Here is a 24,827-nt window from a genome sequence, read left to right as displayed (position 1 = left end):
GCAGCGATGCATCTCAGGGAAGACGCGGAAAGTCCCGAGAGGGTGAACTGCTTCGTTCACCGGGAGTTCACGAGGGTGAGCCGATCCAGAAGTTTTTCTGTGCTTGTCTCGCAGAGCCTGAAATCACTCTGGAAGGATCACTCGTGCCACGAATACCGCACAGCGCCCGGTTGGGCCTGTCTGCGCTGCTCGGGGTCACGCTGGTGGGAAGCACATTGCCACCAGCGTGGGCCGTCGAGACCGCGACCCCATCACCCGAACCCTCTGCTGAGGTAGAGGACACCCACGAACTTCCTGAGCAGGAGAGTCCCGACGACGTCGACGAGACCCCTGCCGCACAGCCCGACGACGACGTCGAGGAGGCACCCGGGGACCGGCCCGCTGACCCGGCGGACCTGGGCAGCACGGCGCATGAGGATGAGTCTTCCGGCGAGGCGGGGGAACCCCGTGTGGTGGTCTCCGAGTTCAACAACGGCGGCCCGGGCGGCTATCACGACAACTTCATCGAACTCGCCAACTGGGGCGACGCCGCCCAGGACGTCACCGGCTGGACGGTGTATCGCTGTACCGGCGCCGGCAACCAAGCCGGAGGGAATCCTCAGGCCACCTTGGAAGGCACCCTTGAGCCAGGTGAGCACATTCTCCTGGCCCGGCAGCATGCACAGTCGCAGCTCGGCAACGACATCGTCGACTATCGCTACGGCACCTCGTTCGCCAACGAGTCCTACGGCGTCATCATCCGCGACGCGGACGGCGAGATCGTGGATCGAGCCGGTGCCAAGTTCCCCAACGTCGCCGGTGCCGCATGCGTGGAGGGGACGCCGCTGCCCAATGACACAGACTCCCTGGGTGGAGAAAGCTGGCAGCGCGTCTCGGACACTGACGACAACCTCGCTGACTTTGTGAAGGCCCCCCGTACCCCCGGGGAGCCCAACGCCCAAGAGCCCTCACCCGCGCCCCTGGGCGGTGAGATCCTGATCTCCGAGGTAGCGCACGCAGGAGCTGACGGCGACGCCGACCACCTCGTCGAGATCGGAAACTACGGCACTGAGCCAGCCAACCTCGAGGGGTGGGAGCTCTGGCGGTGCAACGAATGGGGCCAGCGCTTCTCGGCGGACCTGCTCTCCGGGGATCTCCCTGCGAACCTCGAACCCGGCGAAGCGTACGTAGTCGAGACCAGCCAAGGCTTCGTGACGTCCCGCAACAATGCCGGCGTGATGCTGCGCAACGGTGATGACCAGCTCGTGGACGGCGTCGCCTGGGCCGATAACGAGCACAGCGCCTGCGCGATCGGCGCGCCGCTGCCTCACTACACCCTTGATGTCTCCGCGGGGCACAGCTATCAGCGCATCGCGGCCGAAGGCGAAAACACCGAAGCGTTCGTTGCGGCCCTCCGGGGTCCCGGCCAGCTGGAGGCCAACGAGCCGATTGGAGAGGAGCAGCAGGAGCAGTTCCTCTCCACCGAGGGCGGTTCCAACGTCTTGGTCTCGGAGATGACCAACAACGGGCCCCAGGGCGCAGGGGACATCTTCTTCGAGATCACCAACTACGGTGACGAGCCCCAGGACCTCAGCGGATGGAGCGTGTACCGCTGCATCGGTACCGGTGTCCGCGCCTCTGCACCGCAGCTTTCCGAGGCGGACCTCGACGGAGTGGTCCTGGAGCCCGGCGAGATCCTCACCGTAGCCCGCGCCCAGCAGGCCGGAGCCGACATCATGGCGGTGGCCGATCTCTACTTCGACACCAGCTTCGCTGACCAGTACGGGCTCATCATCTTCGACGAGAACGCACGCGTTGTCGACAGGGTCGGTTCAGCCCCCGCCGGTGTCCAGAACTACTGCGCACAGGACTACGGCAGTCTGCCCGGGACCATCAATGGTCTCTACGCCGAGTCGTGGCAGCGCGTGGCGCTGACCGGAAGCGCCGCGGAGGACTGGCACCTCGCTCCGCGCACCCCAGGCCGGGTCAACACCCGTGAAGCCTGGGAGCGCCCGCGGGTAGAGTCGCCGGTGCGGATCACCGAACTCGCCAACGGGGGCCCGGCAGGCAACGGCGACAACTTCGTCGAACTCACCAACCTCGGAGACTCCGAGGTCTCCCTCGGAGGAATGAACGTCTACCGCTGCGCAGGCACCGGACGGGTCCACGAGCAGACCCGGCAGCTCGTCCTGCCCCAGCAAACCCTGGCCCCCGGGGAGTCCTTCGTTATCGGGCGGACCAACGGCTTCTCCGGCGAAGCAGACGTCTGGTACGGCACCAGCGTGGCTCAGGTCGGGGGATTCGGCTTCGTCCTGACTGATCAGGGCGGTGCGATCATCGACAGCGTCGGAGTCTTCAACGGCGTGGATTCTGCCTGTACGGAGGGCGAGGCGCTGCCTAACGACCTGGATTTCCCCGCGGGAGAGACCTGGCACCGGGTTGCCGACTCCGGAAACAACCGTGAGGACTTCCAGCGCGGCGCGCGGACCCCTGGCGAGCATGGCGGCGAGGTCGTTTCTGTCCAGCCTGAGGTGCTGGAACCGGGCGACGTGCAGATCGTCGAGATTGCAGCGGGCGGCCCTGCCGACCTCAGCGGCGAAGGATCGGAAGGTTTCCTGGAACTGGCCAACCGCGGGGAGGATCCTGTGGACGTGTCAGAGTGGGAGATTTACTTCTGCTCCTCGGACGGGCGCCGCATTCCTCAGGCGCAGTACACGTTCGAGCGCGACAGCACGCTGGAGCCGGGTGAGGTTTTCACCCTCGCGAACCCTGAGCCGGCTGAGGGTATGGCGCACGATGCCGTGGCCAACATCCCGTTGGGCACGGAGGGATACGGTGCACTCATCACCAACGGCGAGCGGGCCGTGGTGGACCGCGTTGGTGTCTTCTACAGCTACTCCGGAGCGGTGACCAATGCTCCGCCGAGCCTCTGCACTGGGGAGCTCTCCCTGGACTACCGAGTGGCCAAGGAGTCGCAGGACAAGGCTTTCCAGCACGGCTTCTCATGGCACCGTGTCCAGTACACGGGAGACAACTATGAGGATTATGTTGCCGCCGAGCGGGATCCCGGCCAGTTCGTGCAACTGGAGTACCGTGATCCGCTGATCCCGGAGGAGGGCGCGCTGGACCCGGTGCAGACCGACCGGTACGTCACCCCTGAGCCGGCCCAGCTGAGCTCGGTCCCCGCAGAGACCGAGGAGCCGGGACAGGAACTCACCGTCCAGGCTGGCGCTGACGGTCTCCACACCGCACGCGGCGGGCAGGTGGAGCAGGCTTCCGTGACGTACTACTCCGGGGTCTCAGCCGCAGCGCCGCTGGACAGCCGAGTCGGCGCAGAGGAGACCGAGCAGGACGGCGAAACGGTGGCTGCCCGCGATAGTCAGCGGGGCTTCCCGTACGTGCGGATGGAGCTGGACCTCGAGGGACTGTCGGAGCAGACTGAAGTGGTCTGGACCGGCAGCAGCGAGAACCGCAACGAACTTCAGATGTATGTCTGGAACGGAACGGCCTGGGAACTCCGTGATGCGCGCGCAGCGGAGAATGGTGCCGAGATCACGTTGATCGCTCCCGTGGACGCGCAGGACGTGCAGGACGGCATCGTCAATGTCCTGGTACAGGACGGTCCCAGGACGGGAGAGGGGCTGGACCATGCGGACAACCTGGCCTTCCAAACCCCAGGGACGTACGACTTCAGCGTCGGACACCTCACCGACACCCAGTACACGGCGGAGCAGAACCCCTGGGTCTACACCGCTATGAATGCGTGGTTCGTGGCCAACATGGAGGCTCGGGATATCGCGTTCCAGATGCACACCGGTGACATCATCGAGAATGCGCTGCGCGGAAACCAGCTGCCGGATCGTGCGGTCCGCGAGTTCGAAAAAGCCTCGGTGATCCAGGAACTGCTCGAGGAGTCGGGGCTTCCGCACGCGGTGCTGCCCGGCAACCACGACAACTTCTGGGGCAACAACAACGACCTGTACCTGGAGTACTTCCCCGAGGAGCGCTACTCCGACTACGACTGGTACGGCGCGGCAGGACCGCTGGGCAACAGCTCCAGCTACAGCACCATCGAGCGCGACGGCGTGAAGATGCTCTTCCTGTCGATGGCGTACTACGCCCACGAGCGTGAGCTGCAGTGGGCCGAGGAGGTCATTGCCTCGCATCCCGACCACAACGTCATCATGGGCACCCACGAGTACCTTCGTCCCGAGGTGGATGAGCGGGCCAACCCGGACAACGGTCGTTGGGCAGCCCAGGGCGACATCTTCTACGAGCGACTGGTCAAACCTCACAGCAATGTCGTGATGGTGATGTCCGGACACTTGCATGGCATCCGTCAACGTGAAGAGGCCACGCAGGATGACCGCTGGGTGGTCGAGATGGTGGCCGACTTCCAGTCCTACGAGCACGAGGGCGGGCGTACCGCTCTGTTCAACCGGCTCATGCAGATTGACGTCGACGGCGGCGAAGTAGCGATCAACGCCTACTCGCCGGTCTATGACAGCTTCGAGCCGCACCTCTTCCAGCCCTCTGAGCGGGATGACTACTACGGTCCGGAGCACAATGAGGCCGTCCTGTCGATTGACCTCATGTGGGACAAGGCCGTGCTTCCCGAGGGGCTCACTGTGCTCACCGGAGTCGAGGAGCTCAGCTCCGATGACCTGGAATCCGGAAGATCCCGCTCCGTGACATGGGAGAACCTCTCGGCGGACCACGAGTACGGGTGGTACGCACTCGCGACCTCCGAGAACTTGGGGCGTTCCGATGAGAACCGTCCCTCCGCTGTGAACATCTTCACGGCTGCCTCAGGGGAATCGGTTCCGGAGGAACCCGAGGACGAGGAGACCCCCGCCCCGAGTGAGCCCGGTGTTGAGCCCACCGCCCCAGGCGCAGACCCGAGCGATCCGGGGGTGGAGCCCAGTGAGCCCGGGGCTGAACCCACTGAGCCGGGCGCAGACCCGAGTGAGCCGGGTGCGGAGCCTAGTGATCCTGGTGCCGAGCCCACCGATCCAGGCGCAGACCCGAGCGATCCGGGGGTGGAGCCGAGTGAGCCCGGTGCCGAGCCCGGCGATCCGAGTGTGGAGCCGAGCGATCCGGGTGCGGAACCCAGCGATCCAGGCAACGAACCGAGCAGGCCCAGCGTTCAGCCGACCGACCCCAGCGTTGTTCCGACTGATCCGGGCACGCCGGGAGAGGGTGAGCCGTCCGCTTCGGAGGTCCCGTCGCCGACGGATACCTCCGCGCCGAGCGGAGAACCCTCGGCCGAGCCCACGCCGACGCCGGAACCGTCTGCTACGGAGACTCCGCAGCCCGGCAGGGATGCCTCGACTGCGCCCGGCCAGACGGCGTCGCCGTCACCGACGGCACCGCCCGGACCATCAGCGGAGGATCTGCTGGCGGAATTCGAGGACCTGATCCGAGTACTGCCGGCGAGCATCCTCACACCTGGAGGTGAGCTCATCGTGGAAGTTGACGCGGAGTTCGTCGGAGCCGAGCTGAGCGGAGTGCTCTTCTCAGATCCCCTGCTCCTGGGTACCGCCGAGGTGTCCTCCGAAGCCCTCGTCACCTTCAGCATCCCTGAGGAAGCCGAGGCGGGTGACCACCGCGTGGCTCTCTACGACGCCGACGGACAGCTCATCGGCTGGACAGCGGTCACGCTGACCGTGGAGGGGGCTGACGGCTCCGCTGAGACCGAGGCGCCCGGCGACACTGCGGCAGCGCCTGATGGGGTTGAACAGTCTGCAGGCGGGCTGGCGGTGACCGGAGCGACCGGCGCGTGGATCGGCGGTTCTGCACTGGTGCTGCTGGTGATGGGGCTGCTCCTGATCGCAGCAGTGCGTCACCGCAGAACACTGCGGGAAGAGCACCCCGTGGCGCGCTGAGACTAGGGCGGACCTGCGCTCATGAAAAGTCCCCGGGAAGCGAGTCTTCCCGGGGACTTTTCATATCCCATCTGATTTCTCGCTACCTTCTGGCTACTTCTCATTCACCTTCGATGGATAGCCTGTAGTGAATCGATCAGATCACTGGGATGCAGGGTTATGCCCTTAAGGAGGTCAGGTGGCGGCAGTTCAGCTGCGTGGGGTCAGGAAGTCCTTTCCGGCTCGAAAGGGCGAGGATGTGGAAGTCCTCAAGGGGATCGACGTCGACGTCGCCAGCGGAGAGTTCCTCGCCATCCTCGGTTCCTCCGGCTGCGGCAAGTCCACCCTGCTCCGTCTCATCTCCGGGCTAGAGCTGGCAACCGGTGGATCGATCCTCATCGACGGGGCAGACGTCACAGGCCTGTCCCCGGAGAAGCGCGAACTGGCGATGGTGTTCCAGAACTACGCGCTCTTCCCGCATCTCAACGTCAGGGAGAACATCCTCTTCGGCCTCAAGTCCCGCGGGGAACCGAAGCAGCTTCGAGCCGAACGTCTTGCTGAGACCGCTGAGCTGCTGGGCCTGGATGAACTCCTGGACCGTCGCCCCGCTGAGCTGTCGGGGGGCCAGCGTCAGCGCGTGGCGCTGGGGCGTGCCCTGGTCAGCGGCCAGCGCCTGGTCCTCATGGATGAGCCGCTCTCCAACCTCGACGCCAAGCTACGCGCCGAGATGCGGGTCGAGATCAAGCGCATTCAGCGGCAGCTGGGGCTGACCATCATCTATGTCACCCACGACCAGGTGGAGGCCATGACCATGGCGGACCGGGTCATGATGATGGCCTCCGGCCGGGTCGAACAGCTCGCCGCCCCCGAGGATCTCTACGGAACCCCGGCCTCGACCACCGTGGCCCGTTTCATCGGTTCTCCACCCATGAACATCGTTGAGGTCGCTCCGGGGTCTTCGCTGGCTGACCTGCTGCCAGCCGATCTCCGCGACAGCGGCGCCGCTCTGGGCGTCCGCCCGGAGTCTCTGGACCTTCACCCGAGCGCTCAGCACGTGCCTGCCGGTCGGCTCGCCGTGGGGGAGGCCACCGTGCTGGTCAACGAACTTCTCGGCGCGGACCGGATCATCAGCACCACGCTGAGCACCGGGTCCGGCGGCAGCCAGCGGATGCTGGTGCGCACCGAACCGTCCCGAGCGGTGTCCACGGATGAGCAGGTCACTCTCAGTGCCCGCGCCGAGGACCTGCACTGGTACAGCCGGGAGACGGGCCGCCGCCTGCAGCGCGACTCTGCTGAGGCGCTCACCAGCGCTCCAGCCTGACGACACTTCTTCACCACACACTCGCAGAACACACTCATAAGGGGATACGCATGCCATACCGCCGTTCGTTCAAGACTCTCGCCGGACTGACCGCCGCGGGCCTGCTGCTGAGCGCCTGCGGCAGTGACAACGGAGGTGACTCCGACGTCGTCGAAATTGACTTCTACTATCCGATTGAGGTTGGCGGCCCGCTGGAGAGCGTGATTGACGGGTACATCGAGCAGTTCCACGAGGAGCACGAGAACATCCGTGTCACTCCGGTCTACTCGGGCAGCTACGAGCAGACAATGGCTGCCGTCCAGTCCGCAAACCAGGCGGGCAACACTCCCGCTGTCACGGTCCTGGGCTCCAACAACCTGCTGAGCCTGGACCACCTCGGTCTGATCACCCCTATCGAAGAGATCGTCGACGACGAGGAGTGGTTCGGAAGCTTCTACGAGGCGTTCATGGGTGACTCCACACTGCCGGACGGGACCGTAGCCTCCATCCCCTTCCAGCGCTCCACCATCGTGATGTACTGGAACAAGGAGCTGTTCGAAGAGGCGGGCCTGGATCCGGAGACCCCGCCGGCGACCTGGGATGAGATGGTCGAGTTCGGGCACCAGCTGGTCGACGAGGGCGGAGCGCAGTGGGGCGTCCAAATGCCCTCCACCGCATGGGGCGTGTGGATCCTGGAGGCCATGGCCATTCAGAACGGCACCATGCTGTGGGATCCCGAGACCGGCACGGATGTGCGCTTCGATGATCCCGCCACGGTGACCGCCCTGCAGAACTGGGTGGAGCTTCAGGAAGAAGGACTGGAGTCTCCCGGCACGGTGGATTGGGGGACTCTGCCCACAGAGTTCGCCAACGGCACCACCGGCATCATCTGGACCACTACCGGGCAGCTGACCAACATCAGCAGCAACGCCGACTTTGACTTCGGAGTGGCTCCGCTTCCGGCCCAGGAGCAGCCGGGCTCGCCCACCGGCGGCGGCAACCTCTACATCATGGACGGCATCTCCGAAGAGGAGCAGGAGGCCGCCGTAGAGCTCGTCCGGTTCCTCTCCAGCCCTGAAATTCAGTCTGACTGGGGCGTGGAGTCCGGCTACGTCGCCGCTCTCGAAGAAGCCTGGGAGATCGACCCGCTGGCCAGCTACGCCGAGGAGTTCCCGCCGGTGGCCGCCGCCCGGGACCAGCTGGAAGTCGCCGAGCCCGAGTTCGGCGTCTACAACCGCCAGGAGGTCTTCGACGTCATGGCCAACGCCATCGAAGCCGTGATGGGCGGGGCCGACGTCGAATCCACGCTGCAGGAGGCCCAGCAGCAGGCTGACAGCATCCTCGAGGAATACCGCTGACCGTGACGGCAGCAACAGATCTCCGCGCTGAGACTCCGACCCCCCATGACCGGGGGTCGGAGTCCGCCGGGGCTGCCGCGGCGCTGAAGAGACGTCGTCGTGCTGACGCGCTCTTCTCCTACGCGGCGCTGACTCCGGCATTCGTCATCCTCATCGGATTTACGGTGCTGCCGTTCATCCTCTCTGCGTGGCGCAGTCTGCAGACCAATCAGGGCGAGTTCACCACCGCCAACTATGAGCGGATGCTCAGCGACAGCGTGTTCCACCAGGTCATCCAGAATCAGCTGGTTTACACCGCCGTCACCGTCCCCGCGACTATCGGAGTCTCCCTCGGCCTTGCCGTGCTGGGCGCCAAAGTTGTGCGGGCCAAAGCTCTGGCCCGCGTGGCTTTCCTGGCCCCGACCGTGCTGCCGATCGTGGCGGCGGGCACCATCTGGGTGTACTTCTACCAGCCCAACTTCGGCGTCCTCAACGGGATCGCCGGATTCCTCGGGCTTCCGGAGCTGAACTGGTTGGGCATCTCCACCACCGCCCTGCCGGCCATGATGGTTGTTGCCGTCTGGCAGCAGGCCGGACTGTTCGTGATCTTCTACCTCGCGGCCCTGCTGACGCAGGATCCGCAGCTGCGCGAGGCCGCCCGCGTAGAGGGAACCAAGCCCTGGACGTTCTTCCGCAGGGTCACGTGGCCCCTGCTGATGCCCACCACGTTGTTTGTGGGTGTGGTCGCGACCGCGAACTCCTTCAAACAGGTCGACCTCATCTTTGTGATGACCCAGGGAGGCCCCCACGACTCCACCAACCTGATGCTCTACTACGTCTGGCAGACCGCCTTCGGCCAGTTCCGGCCCGAGTACTCCGCCGCGATCACGGTGATGCTCGTGCTGATTCTGCTGCTGGTCGCCATCGTGCAGATTCGTCTGCTGGACAAGAGAATCCACTACCGCTGAGGGACCCATGACTCAGACAGCACCGACTCAGACAGCACCTCACGCCGCTGAAGCGGCCCGGAAGTCCGACGACGACGCCCCTGACACCCGGCAGGAGAAGATCACCTCCAGCGCCCGCGGCCTCATGGGCGCAGCGGGCTCCGGCATCGGGGACCGAGTCATGGTGGCCCTGGCCTGGGGAATGGCCCTCATCTGGGTCTTTCCGCTGCTCCTGGTGCTCATCATGGCGTTCCGGGACTCGCCCACCAACCTTTCGCCCCTGGACGGCTGGACGCTGGAGAACATCGTGCGGGTCTGGGGGTCCGCGGCCTTCGAGCTGTACTTCCGCAACTCTTTCCTGCTGGTGGTGGGTCTGACCACCACCCAGATCGTGCTGGGCGTGCTTGCGGCCTACGCCTTCTCCCGGTTCGAGTTCCGGGGCCGGGACGTTCTGTTCTTCATCGTGCTGGCCCAGCTGGTCATCTACCCGGAGATCATGCTCTCGGAGAACTTCTACATGATTTCCCGCCTGGGGCTGGATGACACCCTGATGGGCGTGGGCATTCCCTATGCCGCCTCCGCGTTTGCGATCTTCCTGCTGCGCCAGTCCTTCAAGACCGTGCCCAAAGAGCTTGTGGAGGCCGCAGTCATGGAGGGCATGGGGCGCCTGAGGGTGCTCTGGCACGTCTATCTGCCCCTGTGCCGCTCCACCGTGGTGGCCTTCGCGATGGTCTCGGTGTCCTTCCACTGGAACAACTTCCTGTGGCCGCTGATTGCGACTCGGACGAATGACGCTCGTCCGGTCACCGTAGGTGTGGTGCGGTTCCTGGCTCCGGAATCTGGCATCGACTACGCCGCTCTGACCGCGGGGACCTTCATCATCACCGTGCCGATCCTGCTCTTCTTCATCCTGATGCAGCGACAGTTCGTCCAGAGCTTCATGCGCTCGGGCATCAAATGATGTGCGCGGATCTGCCCACCCTCTCTGACGACGCCTGAAGAGTACTTACTGAAGATAAGGGGACTACTATGTCTGACCGTCCGTCATCTTTCCGAGCACGCGGCAAGACCGCGGCCGGCCTCGCCGCTGCTGCCCTGCTGCTGACCTCCTGCGGGGGAGAGGCCGAGGCCGACGACGTCATTGAGATTGACTTCTACTATCCGATCAACGTGGGCGGGCCGTTGGAGTCCGTCGTCGACGGATTCATCGAGCAGTTCCACGAAGAGCACGAGGACATCCGGGTCACTCCGGTCTACTCCGGTGACTATGATCAGACGCTGAGCTCGGTGCAGGCTGCGACTCAGGCCGGAAATCCACCGGCGCTGACCGTGCTGCTCAGCACAGACCTTCTGACCCTGGATGATCAGAATCTCATCACCCCCATCGGGGAGATCGTCGATGATGAGGAGTGGTTCGGCAGCTTCTACGACGGGTTCATGGCCAATTCGGTGCTGCCCGATGGCACCGTCGGCGCCATCCCCTTCCAGCGTTCGACCATCGTCATGTACTGGAACAAGGAGCTGTTCGAGGAGGCCGGCCTGGACCCAGAGAACCCGCCGGCGACCTGGGACGAGATGGTGGAGTACGCCGAGCAGATTCAGGCCCAGAGCAGCGCTCAGTGGGGCGTGCAGATCCCTTCCACCGGCACCGGCGGCGGCTGGCTCTTCGAAGCCATGGCCATTCAGAACGGAGTGGTCCTCTGGGATCCCGAGACCGGCACGGACGTCAACCTCGACGAGCCGGGAGCCGTGACCGCTATGGAGAACTGGCTTCAGCTGCAGGAGCTGGGACTGGAACCTGAAGGCCTGGTGGACTGGGGGACTCTTCCCAACGAGTTCGCCAGCGGCGGCACCGGCATGATCTGGACCACCACGGGGCAGCTGACCAACATCCGTGACAACGCAGACTTCGACTTCGGGGTGGCGCCTCTGCCTGCCCAGCAGCAGCCGGGCTCTCCCACCGGCGGCGGCAATCTCTACGTCATGGAGGGCATCTCCGCGGAGGAGCAGGAGGCCGCCGTCGAGCTGGCTCGTTTCCTCTCCAGCCCGGAGATCCAGGCGGAGTGGACCGTGGCCTCGGGCTACGTCGCTCCCTTGGAGGAGGCATGGGAGACCGAGCCTCTGGCCAGCTATGTCGAGGAGTTCCCTGAGGCTATGGTCGCCCGCGAGCAGCTGCCCGTTGCCGAGCCGGAGCTGGGGACCTTCCGCCGCCAGGAGATCATCGACATTGTCTCCAACGCCGTGGGCTCCGTGCTCAACGGGGCAGACCCCGAGGGCACTCTGCAGCAGGCCCAGGAGCAGGCCGACGCCGTCCTGGAGGAGTATCGCTGATCAGTTCCGGCGCCAGCAGCCCTCAGTGCAGGAGATGTCGGGGCGCTGCTGGCGCCGGAGAACCGTGGTCCAACGGCGCCGCTGGAATCCGGTGTGGACGCTTGGTCCATTTCACCGTTGAGTTATGGACAATTTATCCACGATTCACCGGCAGTTCCTCTGGCCCTGCCACGCTGAGGTCGTCGTCAGCAGAAAGACACTCACTCGTCTGATCTAGGGGATCACCATGCCGCAGCGCCGCACCTCGTCTCACCGTCCATCACGCAGTCTCTCCGCACTTGCCGGACTCACCACTGCGGGCCTTCTGCTGTCCGCCTGCTCGGGCGAGGCCGAAGGGGGCAGCTCCGATGTGCTGGAGATCGACTTCTACTACCCGATCGCCGTGGGTGGGCCACTGGAGGCCGTCATGGACGGGTATATCGACCAATTCAATGAGGAGCACGACGATATCGAGGTCACCCCGGTCTACACCGGGGACTACGAGCAGACCCTGGCCTCGGTTCAGGCAGCCTCGCAGGCGGGAAACACTCCGGCGCTGGCGGTGCTGCTGAGCACGGATGTCCGCTCACTCCACAGCCAGGACATCATCACCCCCATCGGGGAGATCGTGGACGACGAGGAGTGGTTCGGAAGCTTCGATGAGGGCTTCATGGCCAACTCCGTGCTCGACGACGGCATCGTAGCCTCGGTGCCCTTCCAACGCTCCAGCATTGTCATGTACTGGAACCAGGACCTCTTCGAAGAGGCGGGGCTGGACCCTGAGTCTGCCCCGGAGACCTGGGAGGAGATGGCGGAGGCGGGTGCCCAGGTACAGGAGGAGACCGACGCCCGCTGGGGCGTGCAGGTTCCGGCCAGCTCCTGGCTCTTCGAGGCCATGGCCATCCAGAACGGCGTCATGCTCGACGATGAGTCCGGTACGCAGGTCCACTTTGACGACCCCGGAACCGTCGCCGCCTTGGAGAACTGGGTACAGCTGCAGGAGGACGGCGTCCACCCCGAGGGCAATGTGGACTGGGGGACCGCCCCCACGGACTTCGCCAACGGCGACACCGCCATCCTCTGGCACACCACAGGCAGCCTGACCAGTATCCGGGACCAGGTGGACTTCTCCTTCGGCGTCGCACCGCTTCCGGCCCAGGAGCAGGCAGGTGCCCCCACCGGAGGCGGTAACCTCTACGTCCTCAACGGCCTCACCGAGCAGGAGCAGGAGGCCGCCGTCGAACTGGCCCGCTTCCTCTCCAGCCCAGAGATCCAAGCGGACTGGACCGTGGAGTCCGGCTACATCGCTCCCATGCAGGAGGCGTGGGAGATCGAGCCGCTGGCCAGCTACCTGGAGGAGTTCGCCCCGGCACAGGCCCTCCCGGTCGCCGCGGAGCAGGCTTCCAAGGAGTACGCTCCCTATCGTCGCCAGGAAGTTGTGGCAGCCCTGAACAACGCTCTGCAGGCCGCCCTGGGGGGTCAGGGAGAGCCTCAGGAGCTTCTGCAGGAGGCCCAGGCCCAGGCCGACGAGCTGCTTGCCGAGTACCGCTGATCGACCACGACGCACGAGAGGGGAGGGCCGTGAGCACCACGCCCCCGAGCCCGGAGGACCTTCCGGCGCTGACCCGCATCACTGCGGCCCTTCCTTCCCTGCTGCCCAGCGAAGCCAAGGCCGCCCGGTACGTGCTTGAGGACCCGGCGGCGGCCATCGACTCCACCGCTCAGCAGATGTCCGAGGCGGTCGGCGTCGCCCGTTCCACCATCATTCGCATGTGTCGCCGCCTCGGGTACCCCGGCTATCCCCAGTTCCGCGTGGCGCTGGCACGAGAGGTGCCCGCGCTCAGCGCGACGCCCGGTGAGCAGCAGCGCCGTGATCGGAGCTCGTCGTTGGCCGGGGAGGCCCGGCACATACTTCACGGGATGGACCGTGCCCTGGATGGGGTCACCGCGGACCAGGAACGTCGCCTGATCGCTGCCCTTACTGCCGCGCAGCGGCTGCTGGTGGTGGCCAATGGGCAGTCCGTGCCCTCTGCCCTGGACTTCAGCACTCGGCTCACCGCCGCAGGCAGGCCCGCCGAGTACATTCACGACACTCTCAGCCAACAGATCGCGGCCCGCCAGCTGCGGGCCACGGACCTGTGTGTGGTGATCTCTGCCAGCGGGATGAATTCGCTGAGCTTGCAGACCGCCAGGGCTGCCGCGGAGTCCCCCGGCGTCGTCGTCGTCCTGACCTCCAACACAGAGTCTCAGCTGGCGCGCCTCGCGGACCTCAGCATCCGCGTGCTGCCGCCGGTGGGCAGCTTCCGAGAGGAGCTGGAGGACACCTCACGGCTGCACTACACGCTCGCGGTCGAGTCGATCTGCCGCCTGGTCCGCGAGCACCTCGGGCAGCGTGCCGAGACGGCCCGTGCGCTGGTCTTCGACGTGCTCAGCGAGGTCCTGGTCGACTAGAAAAGTCCCGGTCAGCGCCTTCCGCGCGCGCCCTCCTGATGTTCAGGCTCTATCCAGCGGACACCCACGGTCTCCCCGGTGTTGACCCGATAGGCTCACTCGCTGAGGAGTACCAGAACGCTAGGGAATGGGTGAGAACAACGCATGACCGTCATCGGCTTCCACGCTTCGCAGGAGCAGATTGCCCCGTCGCAGCTGCTGCGAGACGTCCAACTGGCTGAATCAGCCGGGTTCGACGCCGCCATGAGCTCGGACCACTTCTTCCCCTGGTCAGAGCGTCAGGGACACTCCGGCTTCACTTTCTCCTGGCTCGGTGCGGCTCTGGCCTCCACGTCTTTTCCCATCGGTTCCGTATGCGCCCCGGGGCAGCGGTACCACCCCGCCGTGGTGGCGCAGGCGACTGCGACCCTTGGTGAGCTCTTCCCGGGACGCTACTGGGTGGCACTGGGAGCAGGACAGGCGATGAACGAACACATCACCGGCGAGAAGTGGGTGGGGCAGGAGGATCGACGACGTCGTCTGGAGGAGTCCGCGGACATCATCCGCAGGCTCCACAACGGCGAGTGGATTAGCGGCCACCAGGGTCTCGTCGAGGTGGACGACGCCTACCTCTACGACCGCCCTGAACAACCGGTTCCGCTCTACGGCACCTGCATCACTCCAGAATCCGCCCAGCGCGCTGCGAAGTGGGCCGAGGGAATCATCACCCTGAATCAGCCCGGTGGGGCCCACCACGAGGTGCTTGCTGCCTACCGTGAGGCCGGCGGGCAGGGGGCGGTCATGCTCCAGATTCACCTCAGCTGGGCAGAGACCCAGCAGCAGGCACAGGAGATCGCCCACGACCAGTGGCGCACCAATATCTTCGGTCCACCGCTGGACCAGGACATGCCCACCCCCGCTCACTTCGACGCCGCCGCGGAAGACGTCTCGATGGAGACCGTGCTGGAGGCAGTCTGGACCTCATCCTCGGCTCAGCAGCACACGGAGTGGATCGCCGAGGCCGCGGACGCTGGATTTGACCACATCTATCTCCACCACGTGGGGCAGGACCAGAAGCCCTGGCTGGAGACCGCGGGCGAGCACATCCTGCCAGTACTGAAGAGCGCCTGAGCCGGAAGGATCATGAACCGCATGCGCATTACCGAAACAGCAGACCTCTGGTACAAGAACGCGATCGTCTACTGCATCGACGTCGAGACTTTCCTGGACTCCGACGGTGACGGAATCGGCGACCTCCACGGGCTGACCCAGCGCATCGACTATCTCGCCGAAATAGGGGTCACCTGCCTGTGGCTCATGCCGTTCTACCCCTCCCCGCGCCGCGACAACGGCTATGACATCGCCGACATGTACGGCGTCGACGACCGCTACGGCAACCACGGGGACTTCGTGGAGCTGGTCCGCATCGCCCACGACCGCGGACTGCGGGTGATCATCGACCTGGTCATCAATCACACCTCCGACCAGCACCCCTGGTTCCGCAAGTCCCGGGCCTCGGCGGACAACCCCTACCGCGATTACTACGTGTGGCGCCACGACACCCCGCCGGACACCTCCGACGAGACCATGTTCCCCGACTCCGAGAACGGCATCTGGACTCATGATGAGAAGACCGGGGAGTGGTACCTGCACCACTTCCTGCACACCCAGCCCGACCTCAACACCGCCAACCCGCAGGTGCGCGATGAGATCGCCAAGATGATGGGCTTCTGGCTGCAGCTGGGCGTGGACGGCTTCCGTGTGGACGCAGTGCCCTTCGCCATCAACCAGACCACCCTTGAGGGCCGCGACGAGCACGAGTTCGAAGAGCCCCACGACTATCTGCGCACCCTGCGCGCCTTCCTGGCCCGCCGCTCCTCCGGCAATGGTTCGGCCATCATGCTCGGCGAGGTCAATCTGCCCCATGAGGAACAGAAGACGTTCTTCGGCGGCGAAGACGGCGATCAACTGACCATGCAGTTCGACTTCTACACCAACCAGAAAGCCTTCCTGGCCATGGCCAGACACGACGCCGGCCCCCTCATCGAAGCGCTCGAGTCGCGTCCCAAGGACCTGGGCACCGAACCCCAGTACGCCAACTTCCTGCGCAACCACGATGAGCTGACGCTGGACCTGCTCCCCGAGGATGAGCAAGAAGAGGTGCTGGACACCTTCGGCCCTGAGGAGGAACATCGCTTCGCCGGGCGCGGGCTCCGGCGACGGCTACCTCCCATGTTCAACGGCGACCCGCGCCGCCTGAAGATGGCCTACTCGCTGCTCTTCGCCCTGCCCGGGACCCCCGTGCTGTTCTACGGCGAAGAGATCGGCATGGGGGAGAACCTCGATGTGGAGGGTCGTGAAGCGGTGCGGACCCCTATGCAGTGGACCGATGAGAAGAACGGCGGCTTCTCCTCCGCCAAACCTTCCCGGCTGGCGCGCAAGGTCACCACCGGCCCGTTCGGTCCGGAGCACATCAACGCCGCTGACTGCCGGCGCAATAAGGACTCCCTGCTGCACCACATCACCCGTCTGGCCAAGCGCTACCGGGAGTCCCCGGAGCTCGGCTGGGGCGAGTACACCATCCTGGACCAGCCGCACCAGGCGGTGCTCGCCCACCAGGTCACCTGGGAGGACCGCTCCATGGTGCTGCTGCACAATCTGGGTCCGGACCCCGTGATCGTCCCGCTGACGCTGCAGGATGAGGAACCCGGCACGCAGCTGGTGGACCTCATGTCCGAGGACGCCTGCGAGCTCGACGGCAAACACTCCACCGAATCGCATCTGGACGGCTACGGCTACCGGTGGCTGCGCATCAAGCGAGAAGGCGATCCGCGGCTTGTCTGAGCGTCGTCGACGATCGACGTTTCCACCCGGTGTCCAGCGGGCGTTCAGCAAGCGTACCTATCGTCTCCGATGATCTAGGCAAAGGAGGCCACGTGAGCAAGCAGGGGAACCACACCCACCGGAACGCGCGTGCGATCGTCGGGCGCCCTTCTCGAGCATTCTTCGCCTCGGCCGGCAGTCTGGCCCTGGTGCTGGGACTGGCCGCATGCGGGGAGAATCCCTTCGACGCGTCCGGGGAGGCCGGCGGTCAGTCTGCAGCAGATGAGGGCCAGGCACCGAGCTTCGGGGAGATTCAGCAGGACATGTTCAGCGCCATGCTGGAGGCTGATTCGGTGACGATTACCGGAGAGGTCCAGGCCGGCGACGCCGATCTGGACGAGTACTTCACCGGACTGGATGAGGACGCGGTCGGCGACCTGAGCATCAGCGGAGCCTTGGACGGCACCGCCTCAGAGATGACCTTCGCTGCGGGTGACTCGAGCTTCTCGGAGCGCGCCGTTGACGGAGAGGAGTACGTCCAGGGTGAGGGATACGCCCAGCTGCTGGCCACTGAGCTGGAAGACGTCGCCGAGGTAGAGGAGGCGTTCATCGCTGAGCTCATCGGTGAGCAATGGATCCAGCTCGACGACGCCCAAGGACAGGTCTTCTCCGCAGAAGACTTCATCACCACCTGGCAGCAGGAGCTGGACAACGAGGACATCGCGGAGATGACCGCTGAGACTGAGACGCGAGACGGTCAGGAGGTCTGGGTCTACTCCAGCGACGACGGCGAGTTCGTCGTCGCGGCCGAGGGCGAGCCGTATCTGCTCGAGCTCAGCGACGAAAACTCCCACTACGTCTTCAGCCAGTGGAACGAGTCCCAGGCGCCGGAAGCACCTGAGGACGTCATCACCCTCGAGGAGATCTCCCAGGCCATCGCCGAGGAGCAGAACGGCGAGACAGCGGACAACGGTGCAGCTGATGAGGATGCCGACCAGACCGATGCAGAGACCACGTGAGAGAACGGAGACGAGTCATGACACTGACCAGCACCGAACACCCCAACTGGATCTGGAAGACCACGGGAGCCCTGGGAGTGGCCGCGCTTGCGCTGACGGCCTGCGCGGGCGACGACCAGTCGGGTGAGCTGCCCGACGCCGAGCAGGACCAGTCCAACGGCGATGGCGAGGACGCCCCCGACACGGGTACCGAGGACACCGATCCCTACGGCGCCGAGCAGCAGGGAGACACCCCCGGGGAGATTGCCGGAGAGGACACTGAGGATGGCGAGGGTCCCGACGAGGACACCACCGATGTGCCGGAGTTCTCCGAGATCGAAGAGGACATCTGGGAGTCCAGCACAGACCAGGACTCAGTGACCATCGAGATGGAAATGACCGGTGACGCGCTCGAACAGGGCGCAGACGCTATCGGGCAGGAGCTCTCAGAGGCGGAAAGTGAGTTTGCCAGCGACGGCATCCGCGTCACGCTCAGCGGCGATATGGGAGGCGACGGTTACAGCCACACCACCGAGGGCCTCGGTGAGTACCTGGGCTTCGGCGACACGATCTATCAGAGTGTGGACTCGATCGTGCAGGAATACGAGGCTCAGATGCCCGAAGGCTCCGATGCGCCTTCGGGTGAGGAGCTGCGGGAGGCTCTGGAGGCAGAGGGGGAGTGGGCAGACATCAGCTCCCTCGCCTCTCAACTGGAGACCCCGGAGGACTTCATCAACAACTTCCGCGAGGGCTTCGCCGAGGGCTCCGGGGGTACTGAGATCTCCGAGGTGCCCTTCGAAGGTGCGGTGGACACCGTCGACGGCGAGAACGTCTGGGTCTACACTGCCGAGACCAACGGTTCGAGTCTGGAGATCGTCGTGCTCGCCGACGAGGGTGAGCCGCTGCTGCAGCAGATCATCATTCTGGACGAAAACGAGGATGAGACTCGCGTGGACTTCAGCGAGTACAACGAGGCCGAAGAGCCCGAGGAGCCCGAGGACGACGTCGTGATCCCCGAAGAGGAGCTCGACGCCATCATCGGTGGTCTGAGGTAGCTCCCAGAGCACCCTGGGCAGTGCCGAGAGCACAGAGGAACCCCCGCAGCCGCGCGCTGCGGGGGTTCCTCTGTGCTGGGCGGCGTCATGGCATTTCCTGGGAGCAGGCTTGGCGCCGTGCGCCTTCCAGATGCCCAGGCTGGATCGTTCCTCAGAGTCCCCTATGAGTTGGCGCAGAAACCCCCATTTCGGCTTTCGTCGACCCCTCCGGAGTGGTCATGATGGAGTCAGATCACCTAGCGGCGTGACCTGCGCCACTGGGTGGGAGGCGGAAAGTCCGCCCGGCATCCGAAAGATGCAGTTCCTCAACGGAGGTAACAACGAATGGCTACCACCGATGACAACAAGCTTCGCTCCATCGCCGGCATTATCGGTGTGGGTTCCCTGGCTCTGCTGGGCGTGACCGCATGCGATGACGGCGGCAACGGCGGAGACACCACCGACAACGGCACGGACACCACGACCGAGACCGACACCGGCGGCACTGAGACCGACACCGGTGCTGAGGATCCGGCAGTGGAGAACGGCGCTGACGATCCGGCAGTGGAGGACGGCGCTGAAGACCCGGCCGTCGGTGACACCGCCGACGAGACCGATCCTGGCGTCGGCGAGGACGACCAGGACGACGCCCTGACCGACCAGTAATAGTTCGGCTAGGCGAAAAGACCCCCGCGGAGGCACTCCGCGGGGGTCTTTTGTGTCCGGCGTCAGATCAGAGGCTCGGTGCTGCAGTCTTTCCCGCGGGGGTCCGCAGATCGAAGCGGTCCAGCTCGGTGACCTTGGTCCAGGCCTTGACGAAGTCCTTCACGAACTTCTCCCGTGCGTCGTCGCTCGCGTAGACCTCAGCGATAGCCCGCAGCTCCGAGTTCGAGCCGAAGACCAGATCGGCGCGGGTACCCCGGCCGAAAACCTCACCGCTGCTGTCAACGGTCGCCTCGAAGGCGTGCTTACCGGGGTCCAGAGCCTTCCACGTCTTGCCCAGGTCCAGCAGGTTGACGAAGAAGTCATTGGTGAGCACACCCACACGGTCGGTGAAGACGCCGTAGGAGGATCCATCCCAGTTGGCGCCGAGCACGCGCATACCTCCGACCAGTACGGTCATCTCCGGTGCGGAGAGCGAGAGCAGGTTGGCCTTATCGATCAGCAGGCGCTCCGCCTCCACGGTCGCATCGGGGCCAGTCCAGTTGCGGAAACCATCCGCGATGGGCTCCAGGTAGGCAAAGGACTCCGCATCCGTCTGCTCCTGGGTCGCGTCGGTGCGACCGGCGTGGAAGGGTACCTCCACCTGGACGCCCGCCTCGGCTGCCGCCTTCTCCACGGCAGCATTGCCCGCCAGAATGATCAGGTCCGCCAGCGAGACCTTCTTGCCAGTCCCGGCGGCGCCGGTGTTGAAGCCCTCCTGGATGCCCTCCAGGACGCCCAGCACCTTGGCCAGCTGCTGCGGGTTGTTGACTTCCCAGTCCTTCTGCGGAGCCAGACGCACGCGGGCACCATTGGCGCCGCCGCGCTTGTCACCAGCACGGAAGGTGGAGGCGGAGGCCCAGGCGGTCGATACCAGTTCGGAAACGCTGAGGCCGGAGTCCAGCACCGCCTGCTTGAGCTTGGCGGCGTCGGAGTCATCGATCAGGTCGTGGTCCACGGCAGGCAGGGGGTCCTGCCAGATGAGGTCCTCGGCAGGGACCTCCGGGCCCAGGTAGCGGGCCTTGGGACCCATATCGCGGTGGGTCAGCTTGAACCAGGCACGGGCGAAGGCCTCCTGGAATGCTGCCGGGTTCTCGTGGAAGCGGCGGGAGATCTTCTCATAGGCCGGGTCAAACCGCAGGGAGAGATCGGTGGTGAGCATGCGAGGCTCACGCTTGCCCTCACCGTGAGCCTCGGGCACCAGGTCTGCGCCCTCACCGTTGACCGGGCGCCATTGCCAGGCGCCGGCGGGGGACTTGAACAGCTCCCATTCGTAGGCGAAGAGGATGTGGAAGAACTCGTTGTCCCAGCGCGTGGGGTGGTAGGTCCAGGTGACCTCGAGACCGGAAGTGATCTGGTCATCGCCCTTGCCGGAGCCGAAGCTGTTCTTCCAGCCCAGGCCCTGCTCCTCCAGGTCGGCCATCTCCGGATCGGCGCCCACGTGTGAGTCCGGGGCCGCCCCGTGGGCCTTGCCGAAGGTGTGGCCCCCGGCGATCAGTGCGACGGTTTCCTCATCGTTCATGCCCATGCGTCCGAAGGTCACGCGGATGTCGTGGGCAGCCTTCACCGGGTCGGGCTCCCCCTCAGGGCCCTCGGGGTTCACATAGATCAGACCCATATGGGTGGCGCCCAGGGGCGCTTCCAGCTCGCGCTCGCCGGAGAAGCGCTTGTTGGAGCCCAGCCACTCCTCCTCAGCGCCCCAGTAGACATCGTCCTCGGGTTCCCAGACGTCGGCGCGCCCGCCGGCGAAGCCGAAGGTCTTGAAGCCCATGGACTCCAGAGCGACGTTGCCGGCCAGGATCATCAGGTCGGCCCAGGAGAGCTTCTTGCCGTACTTCTTCTTGATGGGCCACATCAGCCGGCGAGCCTTGTCCAGCCCCACGTTGTCGGGCCAGGAGTTCAGGGGCGCAAAGCGCTGCTGACCGGTTCCGCCGCCGCCGCGGCCATCCACGGCGCGGTAGGTGCCGGCGGAGTGCCAGGCCATGCGGATCATCAGGGGTCCGTAGTGCCCAAAGTCGGCCGGCCACCAATCCTGAGAGGTGGTCAGGACCTCATTGATGTCTTTCTTGACCTGATCCAGATCCAGGGAGAGGAACTCCTTGGCGTAGTCGTAGTCCTCACCGCGGTAGGGGTCGATGACTTCGGGGTTCTTCGCGAGGATCTTCAGGTTCAGCTGGTTGGGCCACCAGTGCTTGTTGCCGAAGCCCTGGGTGGGGTGGGCGGGACCGCCGGCGGTGGGATTGTGGGCAGGGCGGTCTGCCTCGCTGCCGCCGTCGTGCATGACGGGGCAGCCAGTCGGGGCGTCGCTCATCAAGGTCCTTTCAGTGAAATGCGGTGAGGTGATGTAGGGGTGGAGTGAGCACCCAGCTCAGGCAGCGTGGCGCTGAGCGTCGCAGTCCCTGCAGACGCCGCGGAAGACGACGTCTGCAACCTCTACCTGCATTCCCAAGGAGGGCGGTGCCTCCAGGCAGGGAGCCTCCCCGTGGACGCAGTCCACGTCCTCAATGGCTCCGCAGACCGTACAGATCGCATGATGGTGGTTGTCGTGGGTGCGAGTCTCATAGCATGCCGCCGAACCCGGGGGATCAAACCGGCGCAGCAGCTCGTGCGCGGTCAGGTCGTGCAGCACGGTGTAGACCGACTGCACGGTGATCTCCGGAAGCTGTGCCGCCACCGAAGCGTGGATCGCCTCGGCCGGCTGATGCGGGTGCTCGGCGACGGCCTCCAGCACGGCCAGCCTCTGCCGGGTCACGCGGAGGCCGCGCTCCCGGAGTTGGTCGGGCCAGTCGGCTGCTGTCGTCATGAGGAGTATCTTATCCGGCAGATATGAGTAGTTCATAATAAGGCGCCGAGCGTGTTGTGCCCGGGCGTTAGACTGATCCTGGCAGTTTCCGCGCGCCTTCAGGAGAATTACGTGAGCACAGACATCAATACCTCGCCCTTGGCCGACGTCGACCCGGAGATCGCTGCTGCGATCGCCGATGAACTGGGCCGCCAGCGAGGGACCCTGGAGATGATCGCCAGCGAGAACTTCGTCCCGCGTGCGGTCCTGGAGGCTCAGGGGTCGGTGCTCACCAATAAGTACGCTGAGGGTTACCCGGGACGCCGCTACTACGGCGGCTGCGAGTTCGTTGACGTCGCCGAAAACCTCGCCATCGAGCGGGCCAAGGCGCTCTTCGGCGCCGAGCACGCCAACGTTCAGCCGCACGCCGGTGCCCAGGCCAACGTGGCCGTGATGACCGCCTTCCTGCAGCCGGGCGACAAGCTCATGGGGCTCTCGCTGGCTCACGGCGGCCACCTGACCCACGGCATGAAGCTGAATCACTCCGGCAAGTTCTACGAGGTCGCCGCCTACGAGGTGGACCCGGAGACCGGACTGATCGACATGGACAAGGTCCGTGAGCTGGCACTGGCCGAGAAGCCGGACATGATCGTGGCAGGCTGGTCCGCATACCCGCGTCAGCTGGACTTCGCAAAGTTCCGTGAAATCGCCGATGAGGTGGGTGCCGTGCTCTGGGTCGACATGGCCCACTTCGCCGGCCTCGTGGCGGCCGGTCTGCATCCGAATCCGGTGCCGCATGCTGATGTGGTGACCACCACGGTGCACAAGACCCTGGCGGGCCCCCGCTCCGGCATGATCCTGTCCAAGGCTGAGCACGCCAAGAAGATCAACTCCGCCGTCTTCCCGGGGCAGCAGGGCGGTCCGCTGATGCATGTGATCGCAGCCAAGGCCATCGCCTTCAAGATCGCCGGCACCGAAGACTTCAAGGAGAAGCAGCGCCGCACGGTCGAGGGCGCCAAGATCCTTGCCGAGCGCCTGGTGGCCGCCGATGTCGCCGAGGCGGGTGTCTCGGTGCTCTCCGGAGGCACCGACGTGCACCTGGTCCTGGTGGATCTGCGCAACTCGGAGCTGGACGGCAAGCAGGCTGAGGATCTGCTGCACCAGATCGGCATCACGGTGAACCGCAACGCAGTGCCGAACGACCCGCGTCCGCCCATGACCACCTCGGGCCTGCGCATCGGCACGCCGGCACTGGCCTCCCGCGGCTTCGGCGAGTCGGAGTTCCGCGAAGTGGCGGACATCATCGCCGACGCCCTCAAAGGCGGCGACGTCGATCAGCTCAAGGAGCGCGTGGCCAAGCTCGCTGCTGACTTCCCGCTCTACGAGGGCCTCGAGGACTGGTGACCATGACCGCATCGACTTCTGGCGCTCAGATTCTGGACGGCCGCGCCACCGCCAAGGCGATCAAGGCCGAGCTCGCCGAGCGCGTGGCCGCGCTCAAGGAGCAGGGCGTCTCCGTGGGCCTCGGGACCGTCATCGTGGGAGCCGATCCCGCCAGCCAGTCCTACGTGGCGAGCAAGCATCGTGACTGTGCGGAGGTAGGGATCCACTCCATCCAGGTGGAGCTTCCCGAGGAGACCTCGCAAGAGGAGCTGCTGGCTCAGCTGGAGACGCTGAACAACGACGACGACTGCACGGGCTACATCGTGCAGCTTCCGCTGCCGAAGCACCTGGACACCAACACAATCCTGGAAGCCATCGCTCCGGAGAAGGACGCCGACGGGCTGCACCCGGTGAATCTGGGCCGCCTCGTGGCTAACGTGAACGACGAGATCACCTCACCGCTGCCGTGCACGCCGCGCGGCTGCGTGGACCTGCTGGAGCGCTACGGGCTGGACCTGAACGGCAAGCATGTCGTCGTCGTCGGCCGTGGGGTGACCATCGGACGCCCCATCGGTCTGCTGCTGACTCGACGTGCCGTCAATGCCACGGTGACCCTGTGCCATACCGGCACCAAGGACACCGCGGCGCATCTGAAGCAGGCCGATGTGGTGGTCGCCGCTGCCGGGGTGAAGCACATGATCGATCCGGCTGACCTGAAGCCCGGTGCCATCGTGCTCGATGTGGGCGTGACTCGTGAGGTCAACCCGGAGACTGGCAAGGCCATGATCTTCGGCGACGTCGCCCCCGGCGTGGAGGACGTGGCCTCCTGGTACTCCCCGAACCCCGGGGGTGTAGGGCCCATGACCCGCGTGGAGCTGCTGCAGAACGTGGTGCTGGCGGCTGAGCGCCGCGCCGCCTGACGGAATGATGTGCGGGGC

Annotated in this window: 17 protein-coding genes; 15 read left to right on the top strand and 2 right to left on the bottom strand. The window is 65.4% G+C overall.

Features of this window, described 5'->3' with window-relative positions; translation table 11 throughout:
• Nucleotides 1-143: 143 nt before the first annotated feature.
• From RH857_RS02315 to RH857_RS02255, 13 genes are all read left to right on the top strand, one after another.
• Entirely contained in the window at nt 144-5,864 is a 5,721-nt protein-coding gene (locus RH857_RS02315; RefSeq protein ID WP_310536365.1) for a lamin tail domain-containing protein, read from the top strand.
• A 178-nt stretch (nt 5,865-6,042) separates the two neighbouring features.
• Nucleotides 6,043-7,164 (top strand): ABC transporter ATP-binding protein, encoded by a 1,122-nt coding sequence (locus tag RH857_RS02310; protein WP_310536364.1) that lies wholly within the window; start codon nt 6,043-6,045, stop codon nt 7,162-7,164.
• Between the two features lie 50 nt (nt 7,165-7,214).
• Complete coding sequence (locus RH857_RS02305) at nt 7,215-8,501, top strand: ABC transporter substrate-binding protein (protein ID WP_310536363.1); 1,287 nt, start codon at nt 7,215-7,217, stop codon at nt 8,499-8,501.
• Between the two features lie 2 nt (nt 8,502-8,503).
• Nucleotides 8,504-9,448 carry a carbohydrate ABC transporter permease gene (locus tag RH857_RS02300; RefSeq protein WP_310536362.1) on the top strand — a complete coding sequence of 315 codons (945 nt, stop codon included), beginning with the start codon at nt 8,504-8,506 and terminating at the stop codon, nt 9,446-9,448.
• 7 nt (nt 9,449-9,455) lie between these two features.
• The gene (locus RH857_RS02295; RefSeq protein WP_310536361.1) at nt 9,456-10,388 is read left to right on the top strand and encodes a carbohydrate ABC transporter permease; all 933 of its coding nucleotides are present in this window, start codon (nt 9,456-9,458) and stop codon (nt 10,386-10,388) included.
• 68 nt (nt 10,389-10,456) lie between these two features.
• Entirely contained in the window at nt 10,457-11,758 is a 1,302-nt protein-coding gene (locus RH857_RS02290) for an ABC transporter substrate-binding protein (RefSeq protein ID WP_310536360.1), read from the top strand.
• A gap of 226 nt (nt 11,759-11,984) precedes the next feature.
• Nucleotides 11,985-13,289, top strand: a complete 1,305-nt coding sequence (locus RH857_RS02285; protein WP_310536359.1) for an ABC transporter substrate-binding protein — start codon at nt 11,985-11,987, stop codon at nt 13,287-13,289.
• Between the two features lie 29 nt (nt 13,290-13,318).
• Nucleotides 13,319-14,188 (top strand): MurR/RpiR family transcriptional regulator, encoded by an 870-nt coding sequence (locus tag RH857_RS02280; protein WP_310536358.1) that lies wholly within the window; start codon nt 13,319-13,321, stop codon nt 14,186-14,188.
• Between the two features lie 144 nt (nt 14,189-14,332).
• Nucleotides 14,333-15,298 carry a TIGR03885 family FMN-dependent LLM class oxidoreductase gene (locus tag RH857_RS02275; RefSeq protein ID WP_310536357.1) on the top strand — a complete coding sequence of 322 codons (966 nt, stop codon included), beginning with the start codon at nt 14,333-14,335 and terminating at the stop codon, nt 15,296-15,298.
• A gap of 21 nt (nt 15,299-15,319) precedes the next feature.
• Nucleotides 15,320-17,011: an alpha-amylase family protein gene (locus RH857_RS02270; protein ID WP_310536356.1), complete on the top strand. Its 1,692-nt coding sequence runs from the start codon at nt 15,320-15,322 to the stop codon at nt 17,009-17,011.
• Between the two features lie 92 nt (nt 17,012-17,103).
• Complete coding sequence (locus RH857_RS02265; RefSeq protein ID WP_310536355.1) at nt 17,104-18,009, top strand: hypothetical protein; 906 nt, start codon at nt 17,104-17,106, stop codon at nt 18,007-18,009.
• Nucleotides 18,010-18,026: 17 nt separating this feature from the next.
• Nucleotides 18,027-19,043 carry a hypothetical protein gene (locus RH857_RS02260; RefSeq protein WP_310536354.1) on the top strand — a complete coding sequence of 339 codons (1,017 nt, stop codon included), beginning with the start codon at nt 18,027-18,029 and terminating at the stop codon, nt 19,041-19,043.
• 324 nt (nt 19,044-19,367) lie between these two features.
• Complete coding sequence (locus RH857_RS02255) at nt 19,368-19,688, top strand: hypothetical protein (protein ID WP_310536353.1); 321 nt, start codon at nt 19,368-19,370, stop codon at nt 19,686-19,688.
• 67 nt (nt 19,689-19,755) lie between these two features.
• Here the strand turns inward: RH857_RS02255 and katG are convergent, their stop codons facing one another.
• Nucleotides 19,756-22,035, bottom strand: a complete 2,280-nt coding sequence (katG, locus tag RH857_RS02250; protein WP_310536352.1) for a catalase/peroxidase HPI — start codon at nt 22,033-22,035, stop codon at nt 19,756-19,758.
• Nucleotides 22,036-22,092: 57 nt separating this feature from the next.
• Nucleotides 22,093-22,527 (bottom strand): Fur family transcriptional regulator, encoded by a 435-nt coding sequence (locus RH857_RS02245; protein WP_310536351.1) that lies wholly within the window; start codon nt 22,525-22,527, stop codon nt 22,093-22,095.
• 111 nt (nt 22,528-22,638) lie between these two features.
• Here RH857_RS02245 and glyA point away from each other — a divergent pair, with 111 nt between their 5' ends.
• Together glyA and RH857_RS02235 are read left to right on the top strand one after the other, a co-directional pair.
• Nucleotides 22,639-23,910 (top strand): serine hydroxymethyltransferase, encoded by a 1,272-nt coding sequence (gene glyA, locus RH857_RS02240; protein ID WP_310536350.1) that lies wholly within the window; start codon nt 22,639-22,641, stop codon nt 23,908-23,910.
• Nucleotides 23,911-23,912: 2 nt separating this feature from the next.
• Nucleotides 23,913-24,809: a bifunctional methylenetetrahydrofolate dehydrogenase/methenyltetrahydrofolate cyclohydrolase gene (locus RH857_RS02235; RefSeq protein WP_310536349.1), complete on the top strand. Its 897-nt coding sequence runs from the start codon at nt 23,913-23,915 to the stop codon at nt 24,807-24,809.
• Nucleotides 24,810-24,827: the final 18 nt, after the last annotated feature.

This window comes from Nesterenkonia flava, from assembly GCF_031432335.1.
In the GTDB taxonomy this organism is placed as follows: domain Bacteria; phylum Actinomycetota; class Actinomycetes; order Actinomycetales; family Micrococcaceae; genus Nesterenkonia; species Nesterenkonia flava.
Note: the sequence above shows the minus strand (reverse complement) of the source record. Positions and strands in the feature narration are given on the sequence as shown.